General features: G+C 59.2%; 30 protein-coding genes and 1 pseudogene. 16 read left to right on the top strand and 15 right to left on the bottom strand.

Features of this window, described 5'->3' with window-relative positions:
- Positions 1-201 precede the first annotated feature (201 nt).
- From J4G14_11655 to J4G14_11635, 5 genes and pseudogenes are all read left to right on the top strand, one after another.
- Positions 202-1,510 (top strand): annotated as a pseudogene (locus tag J4G14_11655) (DNA-packaging protein).
- 312 nt (positions 1,511-1,822) lie between these two features.
- The gene (locus J4G14_11650) at positions 1,823-2,038 is read left to right on the top strand and encodes a hypothetical protein (GenBank protein MCE2458450.1); all 216 of its coding nucleotides are present in this window, start codon (positions 1,823-1,825) and stop codon (positions 2,036-2,038) included.
- 2 nt (positions 2,039-2,040) lie between these two features.
- Positions 2,041-3,318, top strand: coding sequence for a hypothetical protein (locus J4G14_11645; protein MCE2458449.1), 1,278 nt, complete (start codon positions 2,041-2,043; stop codon positions 3,316-3,318).
- A gap of 136 nt (positions 3,319-3,454) precedes the next feature.
- Entirely contained in the window at positions 3,455-4,684 is a 1,230-nt protein-coding gene (locus J4G14_11640; GenBank protein MCE2458448.1) for a CoA transferase, read from the top strand.
- On the top strand, positions 4,684-5,916 hold the full coding sequence (locus J4G14_11635; protein ID MCE2458447.1) for a CoA transferase: 1,233 nt from the start codon (positions 4,684-4,686) through the stop codon (positions 5,914-5,916). Before J4G14_11640 ends, J4G14_11635 begins: the two co-directional genes overlap by 1 nt.
- 85 nt (positions 5,917-6,001) lie before the next feature.
- Here the strand turns inward: J4G14_11635 and J4G14_11630 are convergent, their stop codons facing one another.
- Positions 6,002-6,178 (bottom strand): hypothetical protein, encoded by a 177-nt coding sequence (locus J4G14_11630; GenBank protein MCE2458446.1) that lies wholly within the window; start codon positions 6,176-6,178, stop codon positions 6,002-6,004.
- 53 nt (positions 6,179-6,231) lie between these two features.
- Between J4G14_11630 and J4G14_11625 the strand changes: the two genes are divergently transcribed.
- Positions 6,232-7,422 carry an AAA family ATPase gene (locus J4G14_11625; protein ID MCE2458445.1) on the top strand — a complete coding sequence of 397 codons (1,191 nt, stop codon included), beginning with the start codon at positions 6,232-6,234 and terminating at the stop codon, positions 7,420-7,422.
- 639 nt (positions 7,423-8,061) lie between these two features.
- Here the strand turns inward: J4G14_11625 and J4G14_11620 are convergent.
- The 8 genes from J4G14_11620 to rpsF form a co-directional block, all read right to left on the bottom strand.
- Positions 8,062-8,847 carry an SDR family oxidoreductase gene (locus tag J4G14_11620; protein MCE2458444.1) on the bottom strand — a complete coding sequence of 262 codons (786 nt, stop codon included), beginning with the start codon at positions 8,845-8,847 and terminating at the stop codon, positions 8,062-8,064.
- A gap of 82 nt (positions 8,848-8,929) precedes the next feature.
- Complete coding sequence (corA, locus tag J4G14_11615; GenBank protein ID MCE2458443.1) at positions 8,930-10,084, bottom strand: magnesium/cobalt transporter CorA; 1,155 nt, start codon at positions 10,082-10,084, stop codon at positions 8,930-8,932.
- 215 nt (positions 10,085-10,299) lie between these two features.
- Positions 10,300-10,599: a hypothetical protein gene (locus J4G14_11610; protein MCE2458442.1), complete on the bottom strand. Its 300-nt coding sequence runs from the start codon at positions 10,597-10,599 to the stop codon at positions 10,300-10,302.
- A 122-nt stretch (positions 10,600-10,721) separates the two neighbouring features.
- Complete coding sequence (locus J4G14_11605) at positions 10,722-12,047, bottom strand: homoserine dehydrogenase (GenBank protein ID MCE2458441.1); 1,326 nt, start codon at positions 12,045-12,047, stop codon at positions 10,722-10,724.
- 15 nt (positions 12,048-12,062) lie between these two features.
- Positions 12,063-13,199, bottom strand: a complete 1,137-nt coding sequence (locus J4G14_11600; GenBank protein MCE2458440.1) for a SurA N-terminal domain-containing protein — start codon at positions 13,197-13,199, stop codon at positions 12,063-12,065.
- Between the two features lie 15 nt (positions 13,200-13,214).
- Positions 13,215-13,673: a 30S ribosomal protein S18 gene (gene rpsR / locus J4G14_11595; protein ID MCE2458439.1), complete on the bottom strand. Its 459-nt coding sequence runs from the start codon at positions 13,671-13,673 to the stop codon at positions 13,215-13,217.
- Between the two features lie 116 nt (positions 13,674-13,789).
- Positions 13,790-14,203, bottom strand: coding sequence for a single-stranded DNA-binding protein (locus J4G14_11590; GenBank protein MCE2458438.1), 414 nt, complete (start codon positions 14,201-14,203; stop codon positions 13,790-13,792).
- Between the two features lie 30 nt (positions 14,204-14,233).
- Positions 14,234-14,968, bottom strand: coding sequence for a 30S ribosomal protein S6 (gene rpsF, locus J4G14_11585; protein ID MCE2458437.1), 735 nt, complete (start codon positions 14,966-14,968; stop codon positions 14,234-14,236).
- 253 nt (positions 14,969-15,221) lie between these two features.
- Here rpsF and J4G14_11580 point away from each other — a divergent pair, with 253 nt between their 5' ends.
- On the top strand, positions 15,222-16,388 hold the full coding sequence (locus tag J4G14_11580; GenBank protein MCE2458436.1) for an FAD-binding oxidoreductase: 1,167 nt from the start codon (positions 15,222-15,224) through the stop codon (positions 16,386-16,388).
- A gap of 88 nt (positions 16,389-16,476) precedes the next feature.
- On the opposite strand, the gene J4G14_11575 is transcribed toward J4G14_11580, so the two are convergent.
- On the bottom strand, positions 16,477-16,977 hold the full coding sequence (locus tag J4G14_11575; protein ID MCE2458435.1) for a RidA family protein: 501 nt from the start codon (positions 16,975-16,977) through the stop codon (positions 16,477-16,479).
- A gap of 159 nt (positions 16,978-17,136) precedes the next feature.
- Between J4G14_11575 and J4G14_11570 the strand changes: the two genes are divergently transcribed.
- The 4 genes from J4G14_11570 to speB are packed head-to-tail and all read left to right on the top strand — an operon-like array spanning position 17,137 to position 19,102.
- Positions 17,137-17,532: a VOC family protein gene (locus J4G14_11570; protein ID MCE2458434.1), complete on the top strand. Its 396-nt coding sequence runs from the start codon at positions 17,137-17,139 to the stop codon at positions 17,530-17,532.
- Positions 17,533-17,802, top strand: coding sequence for a DUF4160 domain-containing protein (locus J4G14_11565; protein ID MCE2458433.1), 270 nt, complete (start codon positions 17,533-17,535; stop codon positions 17,800-17,802).
- Positions 17,803-17,811: 9 nt separating this feature from the next.
- The gene (locus J4G14_11560) at positions 17,812-18,108 is read left to right on the top strand and encodes a DUF2442 domain-containing protein (protein MCE2458432.1); all 297 of its coding nucleotides are present in this window, start codon (positions 17,812-17,814) and stop codon (positions 18,106-18,108) included.
- 19 nt (positions 18,109-18,127) lie between these two features.
- Entirely contained in the window at positions 18,128-19,102 is a 975-nt protein-coding gene (speB, locus tag J4G14_11555; protein MCE2458431.1) for an agmatinase, read from the top strand.
- Between the two features lie 14 nt (positions 19,103-19,116).
- Here the strand turns inward: speB and J4G14_11550 are convergent, their stop codons facing one another.
- Together J4G14_11550 and J4G14_11545 are read right to left on the bottom strand one after the other, a co-directional pair.
- Entirely contained in the window at positions 19,117-19,338 is a 222-nt protein-coding gene (locus J4G14_11550) for a DUF2283 domain-containing protein (GenBank protein MCE2458430.1), read from the bottom strand.
- Positions 19,339-19,649: 311 nt separating this feature from the next.
- Positions 19,650-20,567, bottom strand: a complete 918-nt coding sequence (locus J4G14_11545) for an enoyl-CoA hydratase/isomerase family protein (protein MCE2458429.1) — start codon at positions 20,565-20,567, stop codon at positions 19,650-19,652.
- Positions 20,568-20,909: 342 nt separating this feature from the next.
- Between J4G14_11545 and rnhA the strand changes: the two genes are divergently transcribed.
- From rnhA to pth, 5 genes are all read left to right on the top strand, one after another.
- Positions 20,910-21,398, top strand: coding sequence for a ribonuclease HI (gene rnhA / locus J4G14_11540; protein ID MCE2458428.1), 489 nt, complete (start codon positions 20,910-20,912; stop codon positions 21,396-21,398).
- Between the two features lie 69 nt (positions 21,399-21,467).
- On the top strand, positions 21,468-21,908 hold the full coding sequence (moaC, locus tag J4G14_11535; GenBank protein ID MCE2458427.1) for a cyclic pyranopterin monophosphate synthase MoaC: 441 nt from the start codon (positions 21,468-21,470) through the stop codon (positions 21,906-21,908).
- On the top strand, positions 21,905-23,074 hold the full coding sequence (locus tag J4G14_11530) for an aminotransferase class I/II-fold pyridoxal phosphate-dependent enzyme (GenBank protein MCE2458426.1): 1,170 nt from the start codon (positions 21,905-21,907) through the stop codon (positions 23,072-23,074). Before moaC ends, J4G14_11530 begins: the two co-directional genes overlap by 4 nt.
- A gap of 27 nt (positions 23,075-23,101) precedes the next feature.
- Positions 23,102-23,524 (top strand): TIGR03618 family F420-dependent PPOX class oxidoreductase, encoded by a 423-nt coding sequence (locus tag J4G14_11525; protein ID MCE2458425.1) that lies wholly within the window; start codon positions 23,102-23,104, stop codon positions 23,522-23,524.
- Between the two features lie 338 nt (positions 23,525-23,862).
- Positions 23,863-24,483 carry an aminoacyl-tRNA hydrolase gene (pth, locus tag J4G14_11520; GenBank protein ID MCE2458424.1) on the top strand — a complete coding sequence of 207 codons (621 nt, stop codon included), beginning with the start codon at positions 23,863-23,865 and terminating at the stop codon, positions 24,481-24,483.
- 12 nt (positions 24,484-24,495) lie between these two features.
- Here pth and J4G14_11515 read toward each other — a convergent pair whose 3' ends face one another.
- The 3 genes from J4G14_11515 to J4G14_11505 all read right to left on the bottom strand — a co-directional run bounded on the left by J4G14_11515 (position 24,496) and on the right by J4G14_11505 (position 26,214).
- Entirely contained in the window at positions 24,496-24,750 is a 255-nt protein-coding gene (locus J4G14_11515) for a hypothetical protein (GenBank protein MCE2458423.1), read from the bottom strand.
- Complete coding sequence (locus tag J4G14_11510; GenBank protein MCE2458422.1) at positions 24,751-24,951, bottom strand: hypothetical protein; 201 nt, start codon at positions 24,949-24,951, stop codon at positions 24,751-24,753. It lies immediately after the preceding gene.
- 147 nt (positions 24,952-25,098) lie between these two features.
- Positions 25,099-26,214 carry an acyl-CoA/acyl-ACP dehydrogenase gene (locus J4G14_11505; protein MCE2458421.1) on the bottom strand — a complete coding sequence of 372 codons (1,116 nt, stop codon included), beginning with the start codon at positions 26,212-26,214 and terminating at the stop codon, positions 25,099-25,101.
- Positions 26,215-26,239 lie beyond the last annotated feature (25 nt).

Here is a 26,239-nt window from a genome sequence, read left to right as displayed (position 1 = left end):
TTCAGGCTGGTCAACTGCGGACACCCCAGGTGCAAGCTGCACGACGGACCAATCTACTATCCCGAAGACGACCGCAGCAGCCCGTACTACAATCCCGGCATCCCCTCATCCTCGTTCCAGATATTCCATCCCCGCTTGTGACCCCGTCGGGGTCATTAGCTATCGCCAGACTTCCAACACCGACCACAGAGCCCGATAACCATGTCAGACACATCCCCACTGATAGCTCGTCTCCGCGCGGTGCCTGTCGACGATACTCGTCTTGACACCATCCAGGCCGCCAAAGGTAGCCTGCCGGAAGGCGCGTGCACAAAGCTCGAATACTCCTGGCCCCTGATAGCCAGGCACAACCAGAGGCCGCCCGACGGACTCTGGATCGCCTGGATACTCCTCGCCGGACGAGGCTTCGGCAAGACACGCGCCGGAGCAGAGTGGGTGCGCGCTCAGGTCGAGTCAGGCCGCGCAGGCAGGATAGCCCTCGTCGCACGCACTCCCGCCGAGATAAGAGACACCATGATCGAGGGACCTTCAGGCATCCTCAGCATCAGTCCACCCTGGGCCATGCCGGAGTACGAGTCCTCCAAGAAGCAGCTCACGTGGCCCAACGGGGCCACAGCTTTCATCTACTCGAGCTACGAACCCGACCAGCTCAGAGGCCAACAGTTCGAAGCCGCATGGTGCGACGAGCTCGCGTCGTGGAAGTATCCCCGCGATACCTGGGACACCCTGGCCTTCGCTCTCAGGTTCGGAGCCGACCCCCGCTGTGTCGTCACTACCACACCAAAGCCCATCGCCCTATTGAGAGAACTCGTAGCCCGCCCAGACGTGATAGTCACACGAGGCACCACCTACGACAACGAGGACAACCTCCCCCCCAGCTTCTACGCACACATCAGGGCCACGTATGAGGGCACGAGAGTAGGAAGACAGGAGATCCACGCAGACCTGCTGGACCAGTCCGAAGACGCACTCTGGGACAGAGAGTGGATAGACGACTCAAGGGTCGAGCGCGCCCCCGAAAGCCTCGTGGAAGTAGTCGTCGCCATAGACCCATCGGTCACCTCCAACCCACGCAGCAGCGAGACCGGAATCGTCGTCGCCGGAGTGGACTCCGAGAAGCACTGCTACATCCTGGCCGATGGCTCAGATCGCATGAGTCCCAGCAAGTGGGCCGAGCGAGCGATAGCCCTTTACGACAAACACAGCGCGGACAGGATCATAGGACGGAGGCGACCTGGTCAAGGAGGTGCTGCGCACCGCGTCAGGCGGAAAGATCTTCAGGTTCCGCGCCGTGACCGCCAGTCGCGGCAAGTACGCCCGCGCCGAACCGATAGCCGCCCTCTACGAGCAGGGCAGAGTCCACCACGTAGGCACGTTCCCTGACCTCGAAGACCAGATGTGCACCTGGACCCCCAAGGGTCCTGCCGACGTTTCACCCGACCGCATGGACGCACTAGTCTGGGCCATCTCCCACCTAATCAACCGACCAATCACCAGAATATGGGTCTGACACACTGAGAGTGCAGGCGTCCCGCCCGCACTCTCACAAAACCTGGCCAACACACCCCCTCTCCCTTGACGGGCTGACAGGGGTAGGTATTCGCAGCCGGAATCCAGGGGATGGGGATGTCCTTCGACAAGCTCAGGACGAACGAATTGCCAGTTTACCTACCCCTCTCAGCCCTTGACGGGAGAGGGCTGGGGTGAGGGTGAATATCCGAGCCCAATAGGTACCCATCTCGCATTGATACAAATGTTCCAAATACCTACCATCATTACCAGACACCCCGCCACTCTCCATGCATGACTTAGAGGCCCACCAATGACCCAGCTGAACATGCAGAACCGCACATTGGCCATCATGGACAATCTGCCGTTCTTGCGCTCGCTCAACAACGAGTGCATCGACCTGATTGCCATCGATCCGCCCTTCGCGGCCAATGAGACCTTCACTGGCAGACCCAAGCCACCAATTACAGATGCCGAAATTGAGGAAGAAAAGGCACTGGCCGGTTCCGTTCCGTTGGGGGTGACGTAGTTATGAAGGAACTTACAATACCTTATGCGAAACACCCAACTCGTGGAATCGTGACTCCAGATGACGGGCAAGATGGTAAAGGCCTAAAGGCCAACGTAACCTGCCTGAATCCAGACTGCAAAGCATCGCTGCTTCATCGACAGGCGAGCATAGATGGCAAGCGCGCGCACTTCGCCCATCAGTCTGTTCCGGCTGACTTTGAGAAGTGTTGGGAGAGTGCAGTCCACGCGAACATCAAGACTCAATTGGCAGATCTGAGAGAGATCCTGTTCTTACCCCGCTGGCATGGAGAATCCTCTCAGTTTCGACCCGTATGCGGCGATGTCGAGGAGGCCGTATCTATCCCAGGAAAGAGCACCCCGAGAAGAATTGACGTGCTGCTCACCAATGCCGGCGGGCAGCGTCTCGGAATCGAAGTCTGGTACTCCAACAGAAAGGATCAGGCGGCCCGTCTTGACTACCGCGCAGCGAGATTGTCTGTGTTGGAGCTGAGGGTTGCTGACGAACATTGGGATGTGACCAGGAAACACCTGAAGGAGATGCTGTTGGAGGATGCTCGATGGTTGGTGAGACCATTCGAGCCGTTTCACCAGGACTCTCCCAGGGTGAGCGTTCTCCCTGAGTCATTCTATGAGGGGCGGTTGGCCTACTCGGAGCGCTTGTCTGTGGAACAGGCCATGACAGATGCCGGTTTCAAACGCGGTCCGCAGTGTTGGCAGAAAGATTGGCGTGGCTTTGTTGGTCGATTTACCGATGCAAATATGGGTCAAAACGTTTCCCCCGACATGACGTGGAAGCCTGTGCCCGGGTCACGATTTCAGATTGAGCGTCCTCAAGACTGGGTGCTAGAAGTAGACTCGAGATGGGACTGGCCGAACGAAGGGCTCGATTCCTGTCGTGACTTCTTCAGGTCAGTTGTCGAGGCGTATGCCAGTAACCAGAATGACTTCAGGCCCGTTGACTGGAATGGTCACTACAAAGGGCCGTCAATGTCAGGTTCATATACAAGCGAAACCGCAGTCAATGGCCTGACAGTTTGGGTCGACGGGCGAGGGAATTGGAGCCTGACAGGTAACGGCTATACCTGCCGGAATATCGAACACCCCGAATTGCCCGCCTACTTGAGAAGTCAGGCTAAGTTGTGGGCTAGTGTTGAGGGGGAAACCCCTATGAAACAGCGGCCCGGGAAAACTCGCAAAGTCGCAGAGTTTTGGGGGCAGATTCTACATCAGGTCTTGTGGGCCCCTCATCTTTGCAACCAAGGGGGAATCAGGGGATGACACGTACCTTTAAGCCGAAGGCTACGAATAGTCATCACCCCCAACGGAACGGAACCCCTCCCTTCCATCTGTTGACTACGATTCAACTCAGCTATAGGATTCTCTGGCTAATCAAGCTGCCAGGGGAGTTGGTCACATGCGCAAACACGCGGTTGAGGGGGTACGGGTCGTCGATTTCTCTTGGATCGTAGCCGGCCCGACATGCACGCGAATTCTCGCGGACTTCGGGGCCGAAGTCATCCGAGTCGAGAACGAGCAGACTATGGACTACACGCGAAACTCCATGGCGCCCCCGGGGTCCGATAGCCCCAACATGGGAGGTCTGTTCAACAACCTGAACCGCAACAAGTTCGGGGTTACCATCAACGTGATGCACCCCAGCGGAATGGAACTCCTCCACGACCTCATCTCGGTCTCAGACATAGTCGTCGAGAACTTCAGCGCGACCGTCCTCAAGCGGTGGGGACTCGACTACGAGTCGCAACGCAAGATTCGACCTGACATCATCTACGTGAGCATGTCCGGCTTCGGCCACACGGGTCGTGACAACAGGTACGTAACCTGGGGGCCCACCGCGCAGGCGCTGTCCGGGCTCACTTACATGTCCGGTCTTCCCGGTGAGGACCCCGCAGGATGGGGGTTCTCCTACATGGACCACACGGGAGGCTTCTACGGTGCGTTGGCGTGCATGAATGCACTTCACCACAGGAACCGCACCGGAGAGGGCCAGTGGATCGACCTGTCGCAGGTTGAGGTTGGAATGGCCCTGACAGGCCCGGCCATCCTCGACAAGACCGTCAACGGCCGCAGCTTCAGGCGAGAGGGAAATCCTCCAGGAAACAGGGCGCCGAACTACAAGGTCGCTCCCCACAACACCTACCGCTGCAGGGGTGAAGACCGTTGGTGCGTTATCACCATCTTCAACGACGAGGAGTGGCGGTCCTTTGTAGATGCAATAGGCGCGCCGGAGTGGACCTCGGACGAGCGTTTCGCCACCAACGAAGGCCGATACCACAACCAGGACGAGCTTGACCGTCTCATTGAGACCTGGACCGTCGAGCGCGAGCCGCACGAGGTGCTCCACAAGCTCCAGGCTGTGGGTATCGCCGCGGGGGCCGTGCAGACGCCAAAGGAGAAGATCGAGGACGACCCGCAGCTCAGGCACCGCGAGTTCCTGCCCAAGGTCGAACACCCCGAACTCGGCGTCACCGAGTACGAAGGCCAACCGATGCGCCTCTCCCGCTCGCCGTGGGAGCTTCAGCGATCGTCGCCGCTCTTTGGAGAGCATTCGCAGAAAGTCTTCGGTGAGCTTCTCGGCATACCTGAAGAGCAGATTACCGACCTGATGGTCGAGGGGGCAATCTGATGAGCAACACCCAGGGAGCGCTCTCCGACCTCACGGTACTCGATCTGTGCGATGAAAAGGGTCAGTACATGGGCAAGCTGATGGGAGAGATGGGCGCGAGGGTCGTCAAGATAGAGCCTCCCGGAGGCGGACCCGCCCGCAACATTCGCCCCTTCAGAAACGACGTGCAGGACCCCAACCAGAGCCTTCACTTCTGGGCATTCAACACCGCCAAGGAAGGGGTGACCCTGGACCTGGAACAGCCCGAAGGCCAAGAGATTCTCAAGAAGCTGGTCGAAAATGCCGACGTGCTGCTGGAGAGCTTCGATCCGGGGTATCTGGACTCTCTTGGACTCGGCTACTCGGACCTGAGCGCAGTCAACCCTGAATTGGTGATGACCTCGCTCACCGGCTTCGGCCAGGATGGCCCGTACCGTGACTACAAGACGTCGGACCTAGTGGCGATGGCTATGGGCGGCGTAATGCACAGCTGTGGCTATGACGACCTGCCTGGCGCGCCTCCCATCAGACCGAGTGGCGGACACGGCTACATCATCAGTTGCAATTACGCCACCATCGGTACCCTCATGGCCCTGAACTGGCGCGACATGACCGGTGAGGGCCAGCACGTCGACGCCTCCATCCACGAGGCCTGCTCATGCACGACAGAGGCCGCGATGCCCACGTACATCTACACCAAGGAACTGGTCAAGCGTCAGACCGGCAGACACCACGGCGTACAGCCGACGCCAAAGACGCTCTGCCCGACATCTGACGGCAGGTACATCAACGTCTTTGCGGTCTTCACGAGCCTGGACCAATGGTTGACGCTGGTCAGGTGGATGGACGAAGCCGGAATGGCCGAGGATCTGACCGATCCTCACTATCGTGACATGGCAGCCATGCGCCTCAGGGCCGGCCCCGAGGTCGATCACGCATTTGTCGTCGTGAAGAAATTCATTGCCGCGCACACTGCCGAGGAGATCTACCGAGGCGCCCAGGGTCGGAAGTTCCCATGGGCCATAGTCCGGTCACCCGAGGAGACGCTCGACGACGCCCACTTCGCTGAAGACCGGGGCTTCTTCGCCGAGGTCGAGCATCCCGAACTGGGGGAGACGTACACCTTGAACGGCACCCCCTGGCGTACCTTTAGAAGTCCGCTGGTAGGGGAGCACAACGACTCCGTCTACGGCGAAGACCTCGGGATGTCTCCTGACGAGATCGAACGCCTCCGCGCCAACGGAGTGATCTGATCAGAATGTGATTCCAATATCCCTTCTCCCCTGGTGGGAGAAGGTTAGGATGAGGGGGAACCGCCCTATGCGTCGCACCCTTACCTCATTCCTCTCCCGTCAAGGGAGAGGAGGCGTCATCTAGTTCATCCTCATTGGTGATGTTCTTCGCGTCGTCAGAGGCAAGGAACGCCGCGAGCTTTCCTATGTCCTCCGGGGTCTGCTCCCGCTTCATGAGCATCGTCTGATCGACAACCGTTTCGAACAGCTCACGCCCAGGCATTCACCGCACAGTGATACAATCTATCCAGATTGCGACTATCTTTTGGGAACAATGTGATTATCACCCGCCTCAGACTTGCGAATTGGCGCAACTTTACCGAAGTTGACGTAACGCTACGCGAACGTGCGTTTATCATTGGCCCCAATGCTTCGGGCAAGTCCAATCTCCTAGACGCCATCCGTTTTCTCAGAGATGTGTCCAAACGGGAGGCCGGCGGGTTAAGGACTGCTGTATCGAGTCGTGGGGGCGTTGGGCCACTTCGCTGCCTTTCTGCTCGAGCTAACAGTTTCGTCAGCATGGAAGTACACCTCAGTCCCGAAGTGGATACTCCGCCCGAATGGGTCTATCGACTCGCATTCACTGCCGAAAGGTCGGGCAATCGGAGAGTTTTGATTCAGGAGGAGGTTGTCTATCACAAGGGCGTTTGCATCCTCAATCGGCCTGACGCTGAAGACAAAGCAGACAGTGAAAGACTTACTGCAACAGCTCTTGAACAGATAAACGTCAATAAAGAGTTCCGTCCTATTGCCGATTTCTTCGATGCTGTCACCTACATGCATTTGGTACCTCAACTTGTGCGCCACGGATCGGAAATCGGTGGCAACCGCCTAGAAAACGACCCATTTGGTCAGGGATTCTTGGAGAGAATCGCCGGTACCCATGCAAACACTCGTAAGAGCCGTCTCAAAAAGATCCAGGATGCGATTGCTGGGATCGTTCCGCAGTTGAAGGAGATTGACTTCGACAGAGACGGTAGGACAGGTCAACCGCACTTGAAGGCAAGATTCGAAAACTGGCGTCAACATGGAGCATGGCAGCGTGAGGATCAGTTCTCAGACGGAACACTCAGGCTGATTGGGCTTATGTGGTCTCTGCTGGACAGTAGAGGGCTCCTTCTCTTAGAGGAACCAGAGATTTCCCTAAACCGGGATATAGTAATGCGGCTACCTGCTGCAATACACCGGCTAAGTCGGACAGTTCGACGTCGCCGCGATGGACGACGCCGGAGTGAAAGTAGGCAGGTTGTCATTACCACCCACAGTTCCGACATGCTGAGTGATAGTGGGATAGACGGGCGAGAGGTACTCTATATAGAACCCGAAAAGGAAGGGTCGATTCTTAAGGTACTCTCAGACGACCCAAGAATGCGCGAGGCGCTGGAAGCGGGTGTGATGCCAGGCGAGATAGCGCCGTTTCGAAGTCCTAGCTGGCAGATACCAATGGACTTGGGCTTGCGCGTTTAGCTTCTGTGCTTCTTACGATAGCTGCCGAAGATGTCTTGTGTGAGGCTGTCGCTCGCAGACTAGTGTCCGACTACTTGCCTGATGTGGACATTAGGGAGCCAGCCTTGGGTCTATCAGGTAGGGACGATCTGCGCCGACGCATCAAGTCCTGTAATGCGATTGCCGAGCACATTGGGCCTGTATTTGTTGTAACGGATGCTGATCGTCCCGACCCTTGCCCTCCTAAACTGCTAGCCAACTGGATAGCCGGTCTCTACACTTCGGATAGGTTGTTGCTGCGCTTCGCTGTGATGGAAGTTGAGGCTTGGATCCTGGCAGACCGACCGGGCTGTGCAGATTGGTTGAGAATTTCGGAAGCCATAGTTCCGCGCGTTCCCGAAAACGAAATCGACCCAAAGCGTCGAATAGTCCAATTGGCAGGACGAAGTAGAAGTCGCAGGATTCGCACAGCTATTGTTCCTCAAAGTGGACCCGGTACGAACCGAGTAGGTCCAGACTACAATACCGAAGTTAGCCGATTCGTTCATGAGGACTGGAATCCAGAGCTTGCTCGGCGGAACGCATCTAGCTTGGAGCGCGCAATCAGGCGGTTAGGGGAACTTGCACCCGGACGCACAAAAGGATCAGATTAGTTCATCCTCATTCGGTGATGTTCTTCGCGTCGTCAGAGGCAAGGAACGCCGCGAGCTTTCCTATGTCCTCCGGGGTCTGCTCCCGCTTCATGGGCATCGTCTGATCGACAACCGTCTCGAACAGCTCACGCCCAGGCATTCCCTGCACCTCCGTATGCGTCTGGGTCGAACCCATCCTCGACCGCCTCTGGGCGATCGCCTCCCACATCGGCGTCCACAGTAGCCCGGGGCAGATCGCGTTGACGTTTATCCGGTGTCTGGCAAGCTGCTGCGCGTTGGACTGAGTCCAGCTTATGACCGCAGCCTTGGACGTCGAGTAGTGAGGAATATCCGGGCTGCCCTGCCTGCCCGCGATCGAGGCGATGTTGATGATTCGACCGGAGCCGCGTTGGACCATGTGACCCTGAACTGCCTCAGTGACCCGTACGATGCCCCTCACGTTAACCTGGAACGTGTCGTTCCAGTCCTCATCCGAGGAGGAGTCTCTCTCCCACATGCCGCCGGCGCCTACGATTCCGGCGTTGTTGACCAATATGTCGATCTTGCCAAGGTCGGTGAGCGTGCTCGCAACCGCTGCTTCGACTGACGATCTGTCGGTCACGTCCATCGCCATCGCCGCGGCGCGTCTTCCATGCTGTCTGACCTCTTCGGCAACGTCGGCAGCGTTGCTCTCAATCAGGTCGGCGACAGCAATGTCCGCCCCCTGCTCGGCCAGTGCGAGGCTGATGCCCCGTCCAATTCCCCGGCCACCGCCGGTAACCAACGCGACTCTTCCGGTAAGGTCTGCCAGCATGATGTCATTCCCCCATGTGAAACTCGGTACCGCGAGTACGGTCCAGCCCAATCATACTGCAAGAGTCACTGGGATTCCGACTCTAGTCCGACCTCAGCCTTCTCGGATCGAGCCTGCGCGGGTCCAATCTCCGAGGGTCGAGCCTGCGTGGGTCGATGATTCCGGGTTCAATCCGCCTCGGATCTATCTTGCTCACGTAGCTCTGTAGTCGTTCAGGTGCGACCGACGTCGGTCTGAACCGTTCCATATGCCTTCTCCCCAGGGAGATCCATCGTCTGGCCCAGAAGATCCACAGCACGGCCGCGATCGCGGTCGCCATCACTCCCAGCACCGCGAAGTACCCCCAGCGCACCCCCAGTTCCGGGATGTACTCGAAGTTCATGCCGTAGATGCCGGCAATTAGACTGAGCGGCATGAATACGGTGGCCACTACTGCGAGGACTCGCATCAGGTCGTTCTGCTGGTTCGCGACAAGTGAGAGGTAGACAGATAGTGTCGTGTCCGCTCGGTCTCGGAGCGTCTCGTTCTGGCCGTCGATCCTCAGGATGGTGTCGTAGATGTCGCGGTAGTACGGCAGCGCATCGCCCGTTACGTGGGCGAACTCGGCCCGGCTCAACCTGTTGAGCATTTCCCGCTGGGGGCCAATGGCTCTACGCAGTTGGAAACTTGACCGCTTAAGCTCAAGGATCGCCTCCAGTGCGTCTGGGTCGGGCCTTTCGATGACCGAGTCCTCTATGTCGTCCACCCAGTCCTCCAGTCCGTTGACGCCGGGAACCAGGTTCTGGACGAGCGCATCCAGGAGTATGTATGTGAGGAAGGTCGAGCCGCGTCTCAGTGGCAGACCGTCACGCTCCACCAGCGCGATTACTGACTCGATGCTGTACTGCAATCCTGGGTGTACGCTGATGACGAAGTTCTGCCCCAGGAATATGCCCATCTCAGTGGTGGCCAGGATTCGCGTGTCAACCGTGTAGTCGATTCCCCGGGCCACTATGTAGATGTAGCCGTCGTAGTTGTCGACCTTCGGGACCTGGTCCGTCATATCCAGGCATGAGTCCACGGCCAGCGGATGCAGACCGAACACGCGCCGCATGAACTCGCCGTCTTCGACACTCGGGCCGTTGAAGTCCAGCCACAGGCTGCCCTCGCCGCTCCCCAGGGCATCCTGGATGGCGACCTCTGACAGCTCCGTCTCGACGCTTCCTTCAGGTGTGAGGAAGTAGCTTCTGTAAGGCATGGCATACTCCTCCGAAGAGTGAGAGCCTCCTCTCCCTCGATGGGCTTACAGGGGTAGATGAACTGACGATTCGTACGTTCCCGGATCAAGTCCGGGACGGGCTCTGAGCTTGTCGAAGGACATCCCCCATACCCTGGATCCCGGCGTTCACAGGAATGACGATCTGAAAATGCCTACCTTTGTCAGCCCCGGGGAGAAGAGACCAAATGCCCTTCTCAGCCCGTCAGGTCTGCCATCGCCTTCTTATCGGTGCCGACGATCAGCTCGCCGTCACTGGTCATGATCAGGGGGCGCCGGATCAGCCTGGGCTCTTCCACCATGAGTTTGATCAGCTTCTGGTCACGGAGGTCGTCACGGTTCAGCCCCATCTTGCGGAAGGACGGCGATCTCCAGGAGAAGTAGTCCGAGATGGGTCTGGGACCGATCATTTGCCTGAGTTCGTCAATCGTGAACGGCTCAGCAAAGAAGTCGCGCTCTTCGTACTCGATACCCGCCTGCGAAAGCTCCGCTTTCACTCTTCGGCAGGTACTTCAACGCTTCCAGGTGTAGTACGTGGCAGGCACGGGCAACTCACCTCACATTAAGGGATTACCCAGATAGCTTATCGCCAACTATGAAGGGAGTTCCAGAAGAAAGACTACCACTCTTCGACGCGAATTAGGTTGCCGATCTCCGCAACCGTCTCCAGCGCTTCCAGCTCGACGATTGCCTGCTGCATTGCGGCCTCATTCGCCCGGTGGGTCATCAGCACGATCTCCGCGCGCTGCGCGACCTCGTCGGTCTCCTTCTGGATCGCCGATGCAATGGAGATGCTGTGCTCTGCGAACACACCTCCGACCTGCGCCAGCACACCCGGCCTGTCTGCTGCCGTCAGCCGAATGTAGTACCTCGTCTCCAGCTCGGAGATTGGCCTGACGCCACTCGCGACATCCGGGTCTTCTTCGTTCCCCTGACCGCCGTTTTCCGGTTGGACGAAGTTGTCGACCCCCGCGCTGATGTCTCTGGCTATGTCGACGATGTCCGCGATCACCGCGCTGGTTGTCGGCATCGCACCCGCCCCTGCACCGTGGAACAGCAGCTTGCCGGCGAGGTCGGTCTGGATTTCGACCGCGTTGAGAACGCCATCTACGTTGGCTATCATCGCGTCCTCGCGTACGAACGCGGGGTGGACCCTGGCGTGGAGTGCCCCGCCGTCTGCGGAAGCTATTCCCAGCAGCTTGATCGCGTAGCCAAGTTCGCGAGCGTACTGGAAGTCCCTTGCTGTCAGGCGAGTAATGCCCTCGTGGAAGACGTCGTCGTCGGTGACACGCTCCCTGAAGCCGAGTGTGGCGAGTATCGCCAGCTTGTAGGCTGCGTCTATACCCTCGACGTCATTGGTAGGGTCAGCCTCTGCGTAACCGAGCCTCTGCGCCTCCGCCAGCGCGTCGCCAAAATCGGCCCCGTCCTGCTCCATCCTGGTCAGGATGTAGTTCGTCGTCCCGTTGATGATTCCGTGAATCGTGACCACGTCGTTCGCGACCAGGTCTCTCGTCAGCGGGGCGATGATTGGGGTCCCGCCTGCGACGGCGGCCTCGAACAGCACCCTTGCCCTCTGCTTACGAGCATATCCCAGGATGTCAAAGCCGCTTTTGGCCATGACTTCCTTGTTGGCTGTCACGATATGCTTGCCTCTGGACAACGCCTTGAATATGTACTCGCGCGCGGGCTCCTCGCCGCCGATAAGCTCGACGAGTATGTCGACTTCGGGGTTGTCCAGGACACTCGACGGATCGGTCGTGATCAACCCTTCAGGAAGATCTATCGACCTGGACTTCGACGGGTCTCTAACGAGGACTCCCTTGAGCTCGACAGGACAGCCAACCATGTTGCTCAGGTGGGGCTGCTTCTGCTCGATGATCTGTGCGACACCGCCACCCACAACACCCATTCCGAGCAGACCGATTCCAATGGAGTCTCTAGTCACCATCAGGCATGCACTTTAGAGGCCGCTCAGAATGTTCTGCATCGGGTCACTGACTGGAGTCGGCGTCGTCGAAGCACTGATTCGGAGCTGCTCGACGAACCAGGCGTAGATGTCAGAGTTGAACGTGGCATACACGTCGTGGTTCTGACGCTCCTGGTTGACCCATATCTGCAGAGTGCGCGTCTTCAGTGTCTCACGATTGCGACGGCTGACCTCACGGTTGCCGTCACGTTCCGAGACCACAAAGAAGAATACCTGCTGGGGATTATCTACGTTAGGGGTGGGCTTGGAGAGCACACCGGGTTCCAACTCCCAGAACTTGTCCTCGTAGTCTTCGAGTATCCCTAGTGGAGTCCATCCCATGTCTCCAGCAGACTGGTACGTATCCGGGTCGCTTGAGAACTCGCGCGCTATCGCACGGACGACGCCACGTATGTGTTCAGGGCTCTTGTTGTCGCCGATCGAGTCTTTCAGCTTGGTCTGCATGATGTCGATCTCGTCGTTCTGTCCCATCCCGATGCGGTGCAGGTAGACCTGCTCGGCGAACGCTGGAACCTGGTCGCCAAGGAACTGCCGGTATTTGTCCCTTAGGATCGACTTCCGCACCAGGTCGCGATGTTCAGCCTCGCTGACCTGTGCCTGGTTCAGGAACTGCCGGTACCGTTCGTGGTACTCCCGCTCGATCTGCGCGTCCGACTTTCCCAGGGATTCGTCCGCTGAGGGAGCGATCCTTGCCCTGATCGAGTTGTCTATCTCGTCGCGCGAGACCGATATACCGTCCGACGGCGCAGCCTGTGCGATCACTTCGTTCTCGACGATAAGCTGCAGCGCCTCGAAGACGTCATCGGTGGTACGTAACTGCTGGCTCTGCGCCAACTCCATCGATCTTTGTCTGAGCCGGAGCAGCTTCACCATGTCGCCGCGGGTATAGACCACGTCATTTACCCGAACGACAAGCTGCTGGGGAGGAAGTACGAAGATCATGACGTAGCCGGCAACGATGATGCCCGTAATAACGAGCAGCATTACGCCGATGATTATGAGCGCAATACGACGACGGCGTCGCTCCTCTGGAGTGCGCTCCGCCGCGATCCTGCGGCTGTCTCTTCTCACCGTCCGCCTGGACGGTACCTCCTGAGCTTCGTCAACCACTTTAAGTGCAGCGTTCTACCTCGACCAACGCATGGAAGGACCATCGTGGTCAGGGCTGAATGGGATCAGGGCCAAATGTCGGGCGCGCTTGATGGCGGTCGCCAGGGCGCGCTGGTGCTTGGAGCAAACACCGGTCTTGCGGCGAGACTCGATCTTCCAGCGGTCGGTCATGTACCTGCGGAACCGGTCGGTGTCCTTGTAGTCGATGAACTCGATGTGGTCTACGCAGAAGCCGCAGATCTTCCGCCGGCTGTAGTACCGGGGCCTGCCGCGCCTGCCGCCGCCGAATCGTCCGCCTGGTCGTCCACCACCACCGGGTCTGCCACCGCCGCCCGGTCGTCCTCCGGGTCCTCCGCCAGGACGCGAGCCCGTCGCTCCCCCTGGTCTGCCACCGGGAGCGCCTCCGGGCCTCGGCCCCGATGGGCCGCCTGGCCTGGGGCCGGTTGATGGTGGTCCGCTAGTCTGTGTAGTCATGTTCACTCACCTTATATTTACGTCGCTCTGACTATTGCTGGATTCTGCTGGGCCGGCGGCGGAGGCAAAGTGCCCACTGACCGCCGGGGTGAGTCGATTGTGTTTGTTCTAGTTAGTTACCAGGGCAGGTCGTCCGCATCCTCTTCAGGCCCGCCGTGTGATGGTGGTGCCCCTTGTCCGCCTGGGTCTCCGGAAACTTGTCCCCTCGGATCCAGGAACTGGATTTCGCTCGCCCGTATTTCGTTGCTGAATCGTGTCTGGCCATCTTGGCCCTGCCAGGAACGGCTCTGAAGGCGTCCTTCGACATATACCTTGCTGCCCCTGGTCAAGTACTGGTTGGTGATTTCCGCCAACCTTCCCCACGCGTTAACGCGAAACCATTCCGTCTCGTCTCTCTGCTCCCCGTCTCGCGTCCTGTATCGCCTGTTAGTAGCGACTGAGAAGCTGGTTACAGGATCGCCGCTCGGCATGTAGCGCATCTCCGGGTCTGAACCCAGATTGCCGATGATCAGAACTTTGTTCATGCTCATAGCTCAGCTCCTACGATGGCGCAGCGACTGCTACTCGCCTTCCTTGGACTCGCCCTCGTCAGTGGACGCATCTTCGGATGGCACGGCTGCTGCCTCGGCCTCGACGGGTGAAGTCTCCTCCGCCTCTTCTGCTACTGCCTCTGTCTCAGTGCTGGCCTCAGCCACTGCTGGAGTTGCCGCTGCAGGCTCGGCCTCGACGGCCGGAGCCGCCTCTTCCTCAGTGCTAGCCTCGGCTACGACTGGTGGCGCTTCTGCTTCAGCGCTGGCCTCGGCCTGGACCGGAGCCGACTCTTCAGCCTCAGCCCCTTCCTGGGCAGCTGACTCGGCTGCCTGCGCCTCGGCTTCGGCCTGCCTGCGAGCCTCTTCGCGCTCTCTGGCCTCGCGTTCTGCGTTGGCCCGCCGCTCTGCTTCCATTCTGGCTGCACGCTCTCGTTCAGCCTGCTTCTCCATGGCGGCGATGTCGGACTGGTCGAGCCTGAACACCAGGTGTCTGAGCACATCCTGGGAAGTGTTCAGAGTGCTGTCCAGCTCCACGGCTGCCTGCGCGTCCATCTTGCACCGGGCGATGAAGTAGTTGCCTTCGATGAACCGCTGGATCGGGTAGGCAAGCCTCCTGATACCCCAGTTGTCCTGATCGGAGACGCTTCCACCACCATCAGAGATGAGACTCGTTATTCTATCGACAGTCTCAGACGCCTCGGCTTCAGTAGCCTCAGGGCTGAGAATCATTACCAGTTCGTAGTCGCGCATCCGTACCGAAGTCAAACCAAATACTCCTGAAACCTGGGAGAGGGGATATCCAGAAAAGTATAGCACGCGCCCTAAACGAGCAACAACGAACGAAAAGCACCACGGGAACTGAGTTCTGCGGACAAGTTTCTGGAACGGTCAGACTGCTTCGATGGTTGTACCATCCGGGTCGCCACCGACGCGCCAATGTACCCGATGGTTGTAAACTGGGGATGAATGTACGAGGGACGCGCACCCGTTGAGACACAGTCGATCGTAGGAGATTCCAATGCCACAAACAGCAGACGCGGTAATCGTCGGCGGAGGAGTGATGGGATGCAGCATCCTCTTCAACCTCGCGAGGCGCGGTGTGACCAACACCGTGTTGCTCGAACGCGACGTGCTCGCGTCCGGCTCCACCAGCAGGTCGCAGGCGATACTGCGAATGCACTACTCGAACGAGGTCACCACACGCCTCGCGTGGGACAGCCTCACCCTGTTCCGAGACTTCTATGACCTGGTCGGGATGCCATCCGGCTACACGAAGACAGGCTACTTCGTCATCGTCGGCCCCGAGGACAGGGAGGCAATGGAGGGCAACGTCGCGATGCAGCGGTCCGTCGGAGTTGATACCTCGATCGTGACCGCAGAGGACGTCCGCGAGATCGCTCCGATGGTCGAGACGTTCGATGGCGAGTCGTTCGCCTACGAACCCGACTCCGGCTATGCGGACCCGTACTCGGTCACCACCGGCTACGCCAACGCCGCCCGCGACAGGGGAGCCCGCGTCTTGGCAGGCTCCCCTGCCACGGGTATCGAGATCACCGGCGACCGAGTGACCGCCGTACTTACTGCCGAAGGCCGGATCGAGACTCCCATCGCCGTCGTGGCGGCTGGCCCGTGGTCTGGTGCGTTCCTCGAGTCCCTTGGTGTGGATGCCGGTCTCAGGCCCATCAGGCACCAGGTCATCATGCTCAGAAGGCCCCAGGACATAGTGCCCGACCACCCCATCATCGGCGACGTCGTTAACGACATGTCGCCAAGGCCGGATCTCGGTAATCTGACACTGGTAGGCGTGGGCGAGGACGAGCCTGCCGATCCCGATAGCTACAACCAGGGCGTGGACATGTCCATGGTCGAGCAGACCTTCGAAAAGCTCACCCGTCGCATGCCCGGCATGTCACAGGCGCTCTTCCGAGGAGGCTGGAGTGGCCTATTCACGACCACGCCGGACTGGCACCCTGTTCTGGACCGCGTCGATGGGATAGAGGGGCTCTACTTGTCGGTCGGCTTCAGCGGACACGGCTTCAAGCTCTCCCCCATGATCGGAGTGGTCATGTCGGAGTTGATCGTGGATGGCAAGGCCAGCAGCATCGACATATCCCAGCTTGGACTCGACCGCTTCGAGCAGGGCCGTCACATGCGCTCGCGCTACTCCATGCAGGTGCTGGCGTAGCCATGAGAAGTGAGTGGAGAGTAGTTAGGAGTGAGAGACCCCCGTCACCGCCCCGGGTCGGGACTGACGCAAGTCTCTCGTAACCCTGTCAGTCGTCCACCTCGATGATGACCTCGATCTCGACCGGGATGTCGTTAGGCAGTCCAGCCATGCCGACTGCCGACCTCGCGTGTCGCCCCTTGTCCCCGAACACTTCTACCAATAGGTCCGAGCACCCGTTGATCACCGCAGGCTGCTGGTTAAACGAGGGGTCGGAGTTCACCATCCCCAGGAGCTTGACCACCCGACGCACCTTGTCGAGGTCCCCGACCTCGCCCTTCATGCGCGAAATGATGTTCAGGCCGGTCAGACGGGCGGCCTCGTAACCCTCCTCGGTGGTGAGGTCTCTCCCGACCTTGCCAGCCGGAATGGTGCCATCGGCTCGGCTCGCTGGCCCCAACCCTGACAGGTACACGAGGTTACCGGTCCGCACCCCAGGTACATAGTTGGCAATCGGCGGCGGCGTTTCCGGCAGCTCGATTCCCAGTTCCGCCAGTCTAGCTTCGATCTCGGCCATGCTCGTCTCCTCTTCAAAGCTCATTGGGACCATCTAGGTCGCACGGCGGATTGTACATCACAGGCAGTCGTGTAGGCGCGACACACCATCTGATGTAGGGCGGGTCTCAAACCTGACCCTACCGGCCACATGCCACCGATCCTGTTATCATGTCGCCAAACGTTACGAACGCCACATTGGAGGGATGCAACGATGTCAGGCATGATCGGCACCATCAGGCTGCGAAGAGTCAACCACCTCACCTACTGCGTAAAGGACAAGGAGCGAGCAACCAGGTTCTGGGTAGACGTTCTGGGCGTCAAAGAGATACCCAGCATGGTCGACTCCGACCACATAGTGTGGCTCCAGCTCCCAAGCGGCACGATGGTGCACCTGATAGAGGGCGATGTCGCCCCCTCAGTGCCATCCCACCACGGCGCGTTCGAGGTCGAGGACATCGAAGAGGCGCAGAAGTACATGCACGCCCACGACGTCGAGACGACCGACATCACCACCCGGCATGACGGCCAGCGCGTCTTCTTCATCGAAGACACCGAGGGCAACCGCATCGAAATCTGCACCAAGTCCGGCTTCGGCGTACTGGTGTAGATGCCTGAGATTGCCCGCTTCCTGGGTATTCTCATACGTATGTATCCTGAATCTGGGGGCCCTCACCACCGACCGCACTTTCACGCTTATTATCAAGACTCTGCCGCGGTTTACGCCGTGGATCATGTGCAGTTGATTGCGGGCAGTCTCCCGCGACGCCAACGTCGCCTTGTAGAGGCATGGGCTGTAATTCGCCTGGATGAACTGCAAGTCAATTGGGAATTGATTCAGTCGGGGCGAAGGGCGAATCGTATTGAGCCGTTGAGCTAGGAGTCGACTATGGAGCACCCAATTCATCGAGTAGCTTCTGTTGAATATCTGGACAGGTACACTCTACGAGTGAGGTTCGATGACCAGACTTCACAGGACATAGACTTCGAGCCGTTGTTGAAGGGTGAGGTGTATGGTGAACTAAGAGAGCAGGCCGTGTTCAAGAAGGTCGCCGTAGATTCTGAATGCCATACCCTAGTCTGGCCCAACGGGGCAGACTTCGATCCGGCGGTACTTCACGACTGGCCAGAACACTCTGAGGCGATGGCAGACCTTGCGCGAAGCTGGTCTCCAGTGTCTAGCTAGTTACTGAGGAGGCTTAACAATGACCTCTGAGACACGCTCAGGGCAGGAAGAACGCTGGCCAGACATTAGGGCAAGATCGCGGACGTTCTTCGACTCGCCTCTGCTCGCTGACCTCGACGCGCTCGACGCCAATGTAGCCTTCGTCGGCATGCCCTTCGATCAGGGCACGTTCGGACGGCCGGGCGCGCGCTTCGGGCCCGACGCTGTGCGCGACGCCCGAGGCTACTCGTACGTCGGCTACGGCGGCATGCAGTTCGACCAGGATGCCGCAGGCTACTTCGACTCCGACCGAGGCACCGAGCTACTCAAGGGCGTCACGATGGCCGACTGCGGCAACATCACCGTAGTCCCTTCAGACGTGCTCGACAACTTTCAGAAGCTGACCAACGTCGTCGAGAAGGTCGTCTCGAAAGACTCGATGCCCGTGGTGGTCGGCGGCGACCACGCCATCACATTCCCTGTCGTGCGCGGACTCTCGAACTTCGAGCCTCTCGACATCGTCCACTTTGACGCCCACATGGACTACTCTCACGAGACTCAGGGTGTGCTCTACACCCACGGAAGCCCGATTAGGCGCTGCCACGAGATGCCGTTCGTCCGCAACATCAGCTCAATCGGCATCCGCAAGGAGAGCCGTAAGGTCTACGACGAGGCGATCGCTGACGGCAACTTGGTCGTCACCACGCGCAGGTTCAAGGAGCTTGGGCCCGAGGCAGCGATAGACCTCGTGCCAGAGTCCGAGAACCTGTACGTCACCATAGATATAGACGTGTTGGACCCGGTTCACGCACCCGGCACTGGCACGCCAGAAGTCTGGGGCCTCTACTACGAGGAACTACGCGATGCACTGGTCCATCTCGCCAGGAACCACAAAGTGGTGGCCTTTGACATGGTGGAAGTGGCGCCCCCCTATGACCACGCCGACCTGACGTCCATGGTCGCCGCAAGGCTGATCATAGACTTCCTGACCGAGATCTTCCCGCCGAAAGACTAGATCTTGCTCATCCCTCAGGTACCTTCTGCCAGTACCTGAGGGGGTAGTTCTACAGATATAGACGACTCGGTGTTAGACAGGCCCCAAATCAGAAAACCCTGTACGTTACCTTCCGAGTCCAGTTGTACCTCTACACGATCGTCTGACGTAGCGGTGTAGTAACCGGGATCGTTCTTCCACCATAGTTCCAGCATGTCGCCATCGCTATCGTAGCGGACATTCATTCGCGTGCCCATACTAACTCACCTCTCCGAATGTCGTCGGTAACGTGGGCTGTCAGCACGAATGCATCGTGGTCAAGTAGCTTGACGATCACCCTTACATATCTGGGTCCCACAGGCGTATTGTCGAACCACCGATAGTATAGCACCACGGTTTCGGGATCATTCGTTGATCGCCTGACCTCATCGGGCGCTGCGAGCGTATCCTAGATCAATCCAGACTGCTCGGACATTTCGGGATGTCTTTCTGCGACGTGTCTCTGACGTTCGATCGGGTACCTGATCAGCCTTCCGGTGTAATCGAGAAATGCGAGTTGGGGAGTCATCTACCCCAGCAGGTCCCTCCGTATCTCGTCCAGCCTGGCACGCTCTTCGGGCGTGGCCTCTTCGAACACCTCGCCCTTCCGGCGGATGGATCCCGTGAAGTTCGGTGGCCTCTTTTCGAGGAATGCCGCCCGACCCTCGTCGCCGTCACCGGTCATCTGGGTCAGCAGCGCGTTCATGAGAGTCTGCACGCGCCACGCCTCTGTAACAGGGATGTCCCGGAATCGCAGCACCAGCTCCTTCATCATCCGAACTGCCAATGGCGGAAGGCCCGCAATGTAGTCGGCAAGCTCTTCGGCCCGGCTCATAAGCTCGTCGTGAGGTACGACCTCATTGATGAGGTTGATCCGCAGCGCCTCCTCGGCGTCGAACGGCTCGTCCATCAGCAGGATTCTCATGGCGTCGGCGTGCGAGATTTGCCGGGTGAGATAAGTCGCGCCGGGGCCTCCGCCGACCCAGCCTTGGCTGAGCAGCGCGAACTTGAACCGCGCGTTCTCCCGAGAGGCGATCCTGATGTCTGTGGACGTGAGCATCAGGTAGAACCCTGCTCCGGCGGCCCAGCCGTTGATCGCCCCGATCACAGGCTTGTATACCTGTGGATAGTGATCGCCGAGCCTGCCGTCAGCCCCGATGAGTGCTCCGTTCACCGTACCGCTAAGGGGCCAGAACACGCCCTCGGCCCGCAGCCGCTCTCGCTCTTCTGCGGTGACGTCCGGCCTCGATGCCAGGTTGTGTCCCGCGCAGAAGTGCCTGTCTCCGACTCCGGTCAGGATGGAGACCCGGATATCCCGGTCGTCCCACACCTCCTTCCATATCTCCGCGATCTCATGCGAGATTTGCCTGTCCAGGATGTTGGCCTTCGCCGGGTTGTTGATCGTGATATACGCGATCTTGTCTTTCTTCTCGAAGTCAACGGGCATTTTCTTCCCCTTTCTTGTATGTGTGGTCGGATTCTATTGACCCGTAAGCATCAAAGCAACGAGGCTAGTACAGGGCCAGTCTCGTCACTCCCTCGAAAGGAGGCCTCTGCACAAGCCCCCTCTCCCTGAGGGAGCTGACAGGGGTAGGTATAGGCCGGAATCCAGGGGATGGGGATGTCCTTCGACAAGCTCAGGACGAACGAATTGCCAGTTTACCTACCCCTGTCAGCTCCCTCAGGGTGAGGGCTGGGATGAGGGTGAAAGGGTAGTGTAGAGGCTTCTCAAGCTCTCCGTATCACCATGGCCCACACCTCCACTTGCTGTACAATTGTCCCCGAAACTATGAAGCGTATTACCCTATACACAGACGGCGCCTGCTCAGGCAACCCAGGTCCCGGAGGATTTGGGGCCGTCCTCCAGCTTGGAGAACACCGCAACGAACTCAGCGGCGGTTTTCGCTCCACAACCAACAACAGGATGGAGTTGCTGGCCGTAATCAAGGGACTCGAAACCCTGAAACAGCCCTGCGAGGTTACCGTCTACAGCGACTCTCGCTACATCGTCGACGCCGTCAACAAGGGCTGGGCCGTACGTTGGAGGGCCAATGGATGGCGACGAAACAAGAAGGACAAAGCAGTCAATCCGGATCTGTGGGGAAGACTCCTGAAGCAACTTGAAAGGCACGACGTTGACTTTCAGTGGGTAAAGGGCCATGCCGGCAACCCGGGCAACGAACTGGCCGACAAGCTTGCCGTCGCGGCTTCCAGGCGAGATGACCTAGCCGTTGACGAGGAATACGAGAAGCTCGCTACCCCGCTAATGAACATCTAAGGTGATGACCCGTTGAACGACGCACGCGAAACCAGGCTCACCCACGTAGACCAGAGCGGAAACGCCCAGATGGTCGATGTCGGCTGGAAGCCCGACACCCAGCGAGAAGCCGTCGCCAAGGGACGTGTCGTCATGCAGCCGAAGACACTTGAGCTCATCCAGGCCAATGCTTTCGACAAAGGAGACGTGCTAGCAGTCGCCCGGATTGCCGGCATCATGGGCGCCAAGAACACATCGCAGCTCATCCCACTCTGCCACCCGCTGCCCATCGACAAGATCGGCGTCGACTTCGACCTCAACTCGGCCGACAGTGCTGTCGACATCACCGCCACGGCGCGGACTACCGGCAAGACAGGCGTCGAGATGGAGGCGCTGACTGCCGTAAGCATCGCCGCGCTCACCATCTACGACATGTGCAAGTCGGTCGACCGCGGAATGAGCATCGAGTCGGTGCGGCTCGCGCGCAAGACGGGCGGTCAGAGCGGGGACGTGGACCTGGAGTCCGAATGAACCGCCGACTCTCGCGCCAGTCAATCGAATCGATCTGCGCCGCCGCGGGCTCGGACATGCCGTCAGTCACGCGGCCGCTCACCGCGCCCATCTACCAGAACTCTGTCTTCGAGATCGACAGCCTAGAACAGGTCGACGACATCTACGAGGGCAGGGAGGACGGGTTCATCTACTCCCGCGACGCCAACCCGAACGTGGCTATTCTCGAGCGGGTAGTGGCTGACCTTGAAGACGCCGACGACTCCGTAGGATTCGCCTCCGGCCTTGGAGCGATAGCTGTCACCCTGCTGTCGCTCGTCGAGTCAGGTGACACGATCATTGCAGGTAGCGAACTGTACGGCGGCACCAACGCCATGTTGCGCCAGTACATGCCAAGACTTGGTATAGCGACGCGATTTGTCGACATGGCAGACCTGGACCAGGTTGAAAGCGCAATCATGGACGGCCCAAAGGTACTACTTGTCGAGTCGATTACTAACCCGCTGCTCAGACTTGCAGATATCGAGGCAATCTCTAAGCTGGCGTCAGGTCGTGGTACCCGTGTGATCGTGGACAACACACTCGCGACGCCACTGCTGCTCCGTCCGCTCGAACTTGGCGCAGATGTGACCATGCACTCCGCCACCAAGAGCCTCGGCGGGCACTCGGACGTGACAGGCGGCGTGGCGATGGAGATAAAGGGAGCCAACCGCATCTTGGGCAGCACACTGGACCCGTTCGCAGCATGGCTGATCGTGAGAGGCATTCGTACCCTGCCCATGCGCGTCGAACGATCTTGTGCGAACGCCATGCGTGTCGCCACCTACCTGTCCGACCATGACAGGGTCGCCGCAGTCCACTACCCGGGCCTGCCCGATCACCCGCAGCACGAGCTTGCCTCGTCAATCCTAGACGGTGGATTCGGCCACATGGTCTCGTACGAACTGGACGGTGGAGGCGATGCTGCCTCGTCATTTGTCCGCTCCCTCCAGGCGATTCCCTTCTCACCGAGCCTCGGTGAGTCCCGCACCACCATCTCCCACCCGGCCAAGACATCGCACAGGTCTCTCACCCCGGACGAGCAGGCCGCAGCCGGAATAACCGACGGACTCATCCGCATGTCCTGCGGAATCGAGTCCGCCGAAGACATAATCGACGACCTCGACCAGGCGCTCAGCACCCTGTAGCGCTGTCAGCCACCAAAAGGAGTACTCATGGACTTCAACGACGTAGTACCGTTCTTCGAGACACACAAGAGAGGCGTAATCGCGACACGCAGGTCCAACGGCGCGACCCACTCCAGCATCGTGGTATGCGGCGCGTATGAGGGCAACGCGGCATTCGTATCGGTGTATCCGCGCTCACAGAAGATCCGCAACCTCCGCCGTGACCCGAACTGCACAGTGCTCGCGGTCAGAGACGACTGGCGTGGGTGGGCTTCTGTCGAGGGTCAGGCTACGCTTATCGACTACCACAACACCGACGCCGAGGAGATGCGCGTCCTGCTCCGCAAGGTGTACATGGCATGCAGCCACACCGAGCACCCCGACTGGGAAGAGTACGACCAGGCCATGATCGACCAGGATGCCGTAATCGTGCTCGTCAAGCCCGAGCGCGTCTACGGGCTGGTACGCTAAACGTTCGCCCGTGCCTAGGCCCCTCTCCCTCAGGGTTGAAAGAGTCATGCAAATGTAAACAGGCAATTGTGAGTGCCAGCCAACGGCCCCCTCTCCCTGGGGGTAGACAGGGGTAGACAGGGGTAGGTAAAGGTTGAAAGACAAGCATGAGCACCTACCACTGAACCCCCTCTCCTGGGGGAGAGGGTTGGGGTGAGGGCGAAAATGCTGCTTGTTCCCAATCTCATAGATCCCAACTGCACCCGCTTGGATTCCGACCTTTGCCGGAAACACAAAGGCCTACTGTAGAGGGCACCACAGGCTGCCACACTAGTGAATCTGCATAACGGAAAACTAGATTGACCCTCCTCAAGAACCTCTTCAAACGAAACCGCAGACTCAAGGGCCAGCTTGAGACGCCGGAATTGATAGTGGTCGGCCTCGGCAATCCCGAGCCGCATTACCTGAGGACCCGCCACAACGCTGGCTGGTGGCTCATCGACCTGCTTGCCGAAAGGCACTCGATTGAGCTCCGCCGCGCGCACAACACCACGAGACTCGGCATTGGAAAGATAGAGGGGCGCACCGTCGCCCTCGCCAAGCCGCGCACCCACGTGAACGGCAGCGGCGACGCCGTGGCCTACCTGCTCGCGCGCCTACGCACTACGCAGGACAGACTGCTGATCGTATACGACGAGACCGCGCTGCCCCCCGGCAAGCTCAGGCTGAGACCCCAGGGAAGTGCCGCAGGACACAACGGCATCAAGTCGATCATCTCTGCGCTTGGTAATCAGGACTTCCCACGTCTCAGAATCGGTGTAGGTCAGCCCCCTCCCGGCACCGACCGAGTCGGCTGGGTCCTGGGTGAGATGTCGTCCGAGGACCAGCAGCAGGTCGACGACGCCATCGACAGGGCATCCCAGGCCATAGTCAGCCTGATGGAAGACGGCATAGACAGGGCAATGGGCCGCTTCAACTAGCTCCTTCGCCGACTATGACTCGATCATCCTGTCGTAGTCGTCGTGATTACCAATCCACACCCAAACGAAGTCTTCACCGTCTTCGACTGCCAGTGCCCTGTGCGCAAGGCCTACTCGAACGCTCCTGAATCGCCCAACTCTCTTGAATTGGAGGGACGGATATCTGGGATCGTCTTTCAGAATCTCGAAATTGCGCCTCGCGAGTCTTTGAACTGGTTCGGGTAGGCGTTCGAAGTATCGCCAGAAGCGGGGAGTAGCCCGATGCACCTAGAGTTCCTGTAGCGTGCCCTGTCGCTTGGATTCCTCAGCATCGGCGATCAGGAAGTCCAGGTTCCCGTCTTCTGAGTCCGCCTCTATCTGTCGGTCCCACCTGTCCCAGTCCAACTTGCTGAGCCACTGCCTGAGTTGAGCATAGTCCGGTTCAGGAAGAGCCAGGATTGCCTCTTGAATCTCTGTGACGTTGGTCATGGTGGACGCTCTCCCTGTTGGGTGTCGACTGATGAACGACAGTAGGAACTACCTAGCATTTCAATTGTCGCTGATTTCCGAGATCGATGAAAGGCGCAGATGAACTTTGAGGTCTTCCAAGACTATCGAATGAGAGTGGGAGCCGAGCTATTTCAGCCCCATCTGCTGTGCGAACGTCTCCACGTGCCCCGACGATGCGCCGAACTTGAGCTCCGCCACCTTGGCTCTTCGCGTCCATAGCTGGAGGTCGTACTCCTCCATGAACCCGATGCCGCCGTGTATCTGCTGCGCCGTCAGCGTCGTCCACTTGTAGGCGTGGTTCGTCAGCGACTTCGCCAGCGCGATCTCCTTGTCCGCCGACTGGCCATCCTCGATCTTGGTGATCGCATCGTAGGTCGCAAGCCGTGCCGAGTCTATCGCGATCACCATGTCAGCGCAGTCGTGCTGCACTGATTGGAACGTGGCGATTGCACGATCGAACTGCACCCGCTGCTTGGTGTACTCGACGGTCATCTCCTGGACGTGTTGCGCACCCCCGATACAGTGAGCGCAGTGGAGCAGCGCAGCCCTGTCGAGCGCGCGCTTGAGCGCCTCATTACCTTGGCTGGCATCACCCACGACTCCGTCCTGCACAAACACGCCCGAGAACTCCACCGCGAACTGCGGGTCTCGAGCGATGCTGTCCAGGCGAGTCAGGCTGATGCCGTCCGCCGACGCCGGGACCAGCAGCAGCACCACGCCGCCATCAGACCTCGCAGGTACCAGCATCAGGTCCGCCGAGTTGGCGTACTCGACGAACATCTTGGTGCCGTTGAGCACGTACCCTCCGTCGCGTCGTTCCGCAGTCATGGAGACAGAATCAGGCCCATACCTGGCGTTCGCATCCAGCAACGCCGCCGTCGCGATGACCGATCCATCGGCGATTCGTGGCAGTAACTCTGTGCGTTGCGCGTCAGTACCTGCGTCCAGCAGTGTCAGACCGACGACAGCCACCGAGTTGAAGAACGGTCCAGGCACGAGCGAGCGTCCAAACTCCTCGAGAAGCACCGCCAGGTCGGTGAGCGTCCCGCCCGAGCCTCCCAGCTCTTCAGGGAACGGCAACCCCGACCATCCGAGACCAGATATGCGCTCCCACAGATCGGCGGGATAGCCGCGGTCGTCCTGCTCCATAGCCCGCACCAAGCTGGTCGGGCACTCGACCTCGAACACTTCCCGGGCCGTGTCCTTCAGCTTCTGCTGCGATTCCGTAAGCGACAGATCCATTAGTAGTCCCTAGCAGAGAGTTTCG

Source organism: Dehalococcoidia bacterium (genome assembly GCA_021295915.1).
Classification (GTDB): Bacteria; Chloroflexota; Dehalococcoidia; order Lucifugimonadales; family UBA1123; genus VXRN01.
The sequence above is the reverse complement of the archived record's forward strand: the minus strand, read 5'-3'. Positions and strand labels throughout refer to the sequence as shown.

Coding starts and splice junctions, on each gene's coding strand:
- J4G14_11620 (MCE2458444.1), bottom strand. CDS start 8,847: ATGCTGGCAGACCTTACCGGAAGAGTCGCGTTGGTTACCGGCGGTGGC.
- J4G14_11570 (MCE2458434.1), top strand. CDS start 17,137: ATGTCAGGCATGATCGGCACCATCAGGCTGCGAAGAGTCAACCACCTC.
- J4G14_11560 (MCE2458432.1), top strand. CDS start 17,812: ATGGAGCACCCAATTCATCGAGTAGCTTCTGTTGAATATCTGGACAGG.
- J4G14_11645 (MCE2458449.1), top strand. CDS start 2,041: ATGAAGGAACTTACAATACCTTATGCGAAACACCCAACTCGTGGAATC.
- J4G14_11630 (MCE2458446.1), bottom strand. CDS start 6,178: ATGCCTGGGCGTGAGCTGTTCGAAACGGTTGTCGATCAGACGATGCTC.
- moaC (MCE2458427.1), top strand. CDS start 21,468: ATGGTCGATGTCGGCTGGAAGCCCGACACCCAGCGAGAAGCCGTCGCC.
- corA (MCE2458443.1), bottom strand. CDS start 10,084: ATGCCTTACAGAAGCTACTTCCTCACACCTGAAGGAAGCGTCGAGACG.
- J4G14_11565 (MCE2458433.1), top strand. CDS start 17,533: ATGCCTGAGATTGCCCGCTTCCTGGGTATTCTCATACGTATGTATCCT.
- J4G14_11525 (MCE2458425.1), top strand. CDS start 23,102: ATGGACTTCAACGACGTAGTACCGTTCTTCGAGACACACAAGAGAGGC.
- J4G14_11635 (MCE2458447.1), top strand. CDS start 4,684: ATGAGCAACACCCAGGGAGCGCTCTCCGACCTCACGGTACTCGATCTG.
- rpsR (MCE2458439.1), bottom strand. CDS start 13,673: ATGACTACACAGACTAGCGGACCACCATCAACCGGCCCCAGGCCAGGC.
- J4G14_11640 (MCE2458448.1), top strand. CDS start 3,455: ATGCGCAAACACGCGGTTGAGGGGGTACGGGTCGTCGATTTCTCTTGG.
- J4G14_11505 (MCE2458421.1), bottom strand. CDS start 26,214: ATGGATCTGTCGCTTACGGAATCGCAGCAGAAGCTGAAGGACACGGCC.
- J4G14_11510 (MCE2458422.1), bottom strand. CDS start 24,951: ATGACCAACGTCACAGAGATTCAAGAGGCAATCCTGGCTCTTCCTGAA.
- J4G14_11550 (MCE2458430.1), bottom strand. CDS start 19,338: ATGGGCACGCGAATGAATGTCCGCTACGATAGCGATGGCGACATGCTG.
- speB (MCE2458431.1), top strand. CDS start 18,128: ATGACCTCTGAGACACGCTCAGGGCAGGAAGAACGCTGGCCAGACATT.
- J4G14_11590 (MCE2458438.1), bottom strand. CDS start 14,203: ATGAGCATGAACAAAGTTCTGATCATCGGCAATCTGGGTTCAGACCCG.
- J4G14_11530 (MCE2458426.1), top strand. CDS start 21,905: ATGAACCGCCGACTCTCGCGCCAGTCAATCGAATCGATCTGCGCCGCC.
- J4G14_11650 (MCE2458450.1), top strand. CDS start 1,823: ATGACCCAGCTGAACATGCAGAACCGCACATTGGCCATCATGGACAAT.
- rnhA (MCE2458428.1), top strand. CDS start 20,910: ATGAAGCGTATTACCCTATACACAGACGGCGCCTGCTCAGGCAACCCA.
- J4G14_11545 (MCE2458429.1), bottom strand. CDS start 20,567: ATGCCCGTTGACTTCGAGAAGAAAGACAAGATCGCGTATATCACGATC.
- J4G14_11575 (MCE2458435.1), bottom strand. CDS start 16,977: ATGGTCCCAATGAGCTTTGAAGAGGAGACGAGCATGGCCGAGATCGAA.
- J4G14_11580 (MCE2458436.1), top strand. CDS start 15,222: ATGCCACAAACAGCAGACGCGGTAATCGTCGGCGGAGGAGTGATGGGA.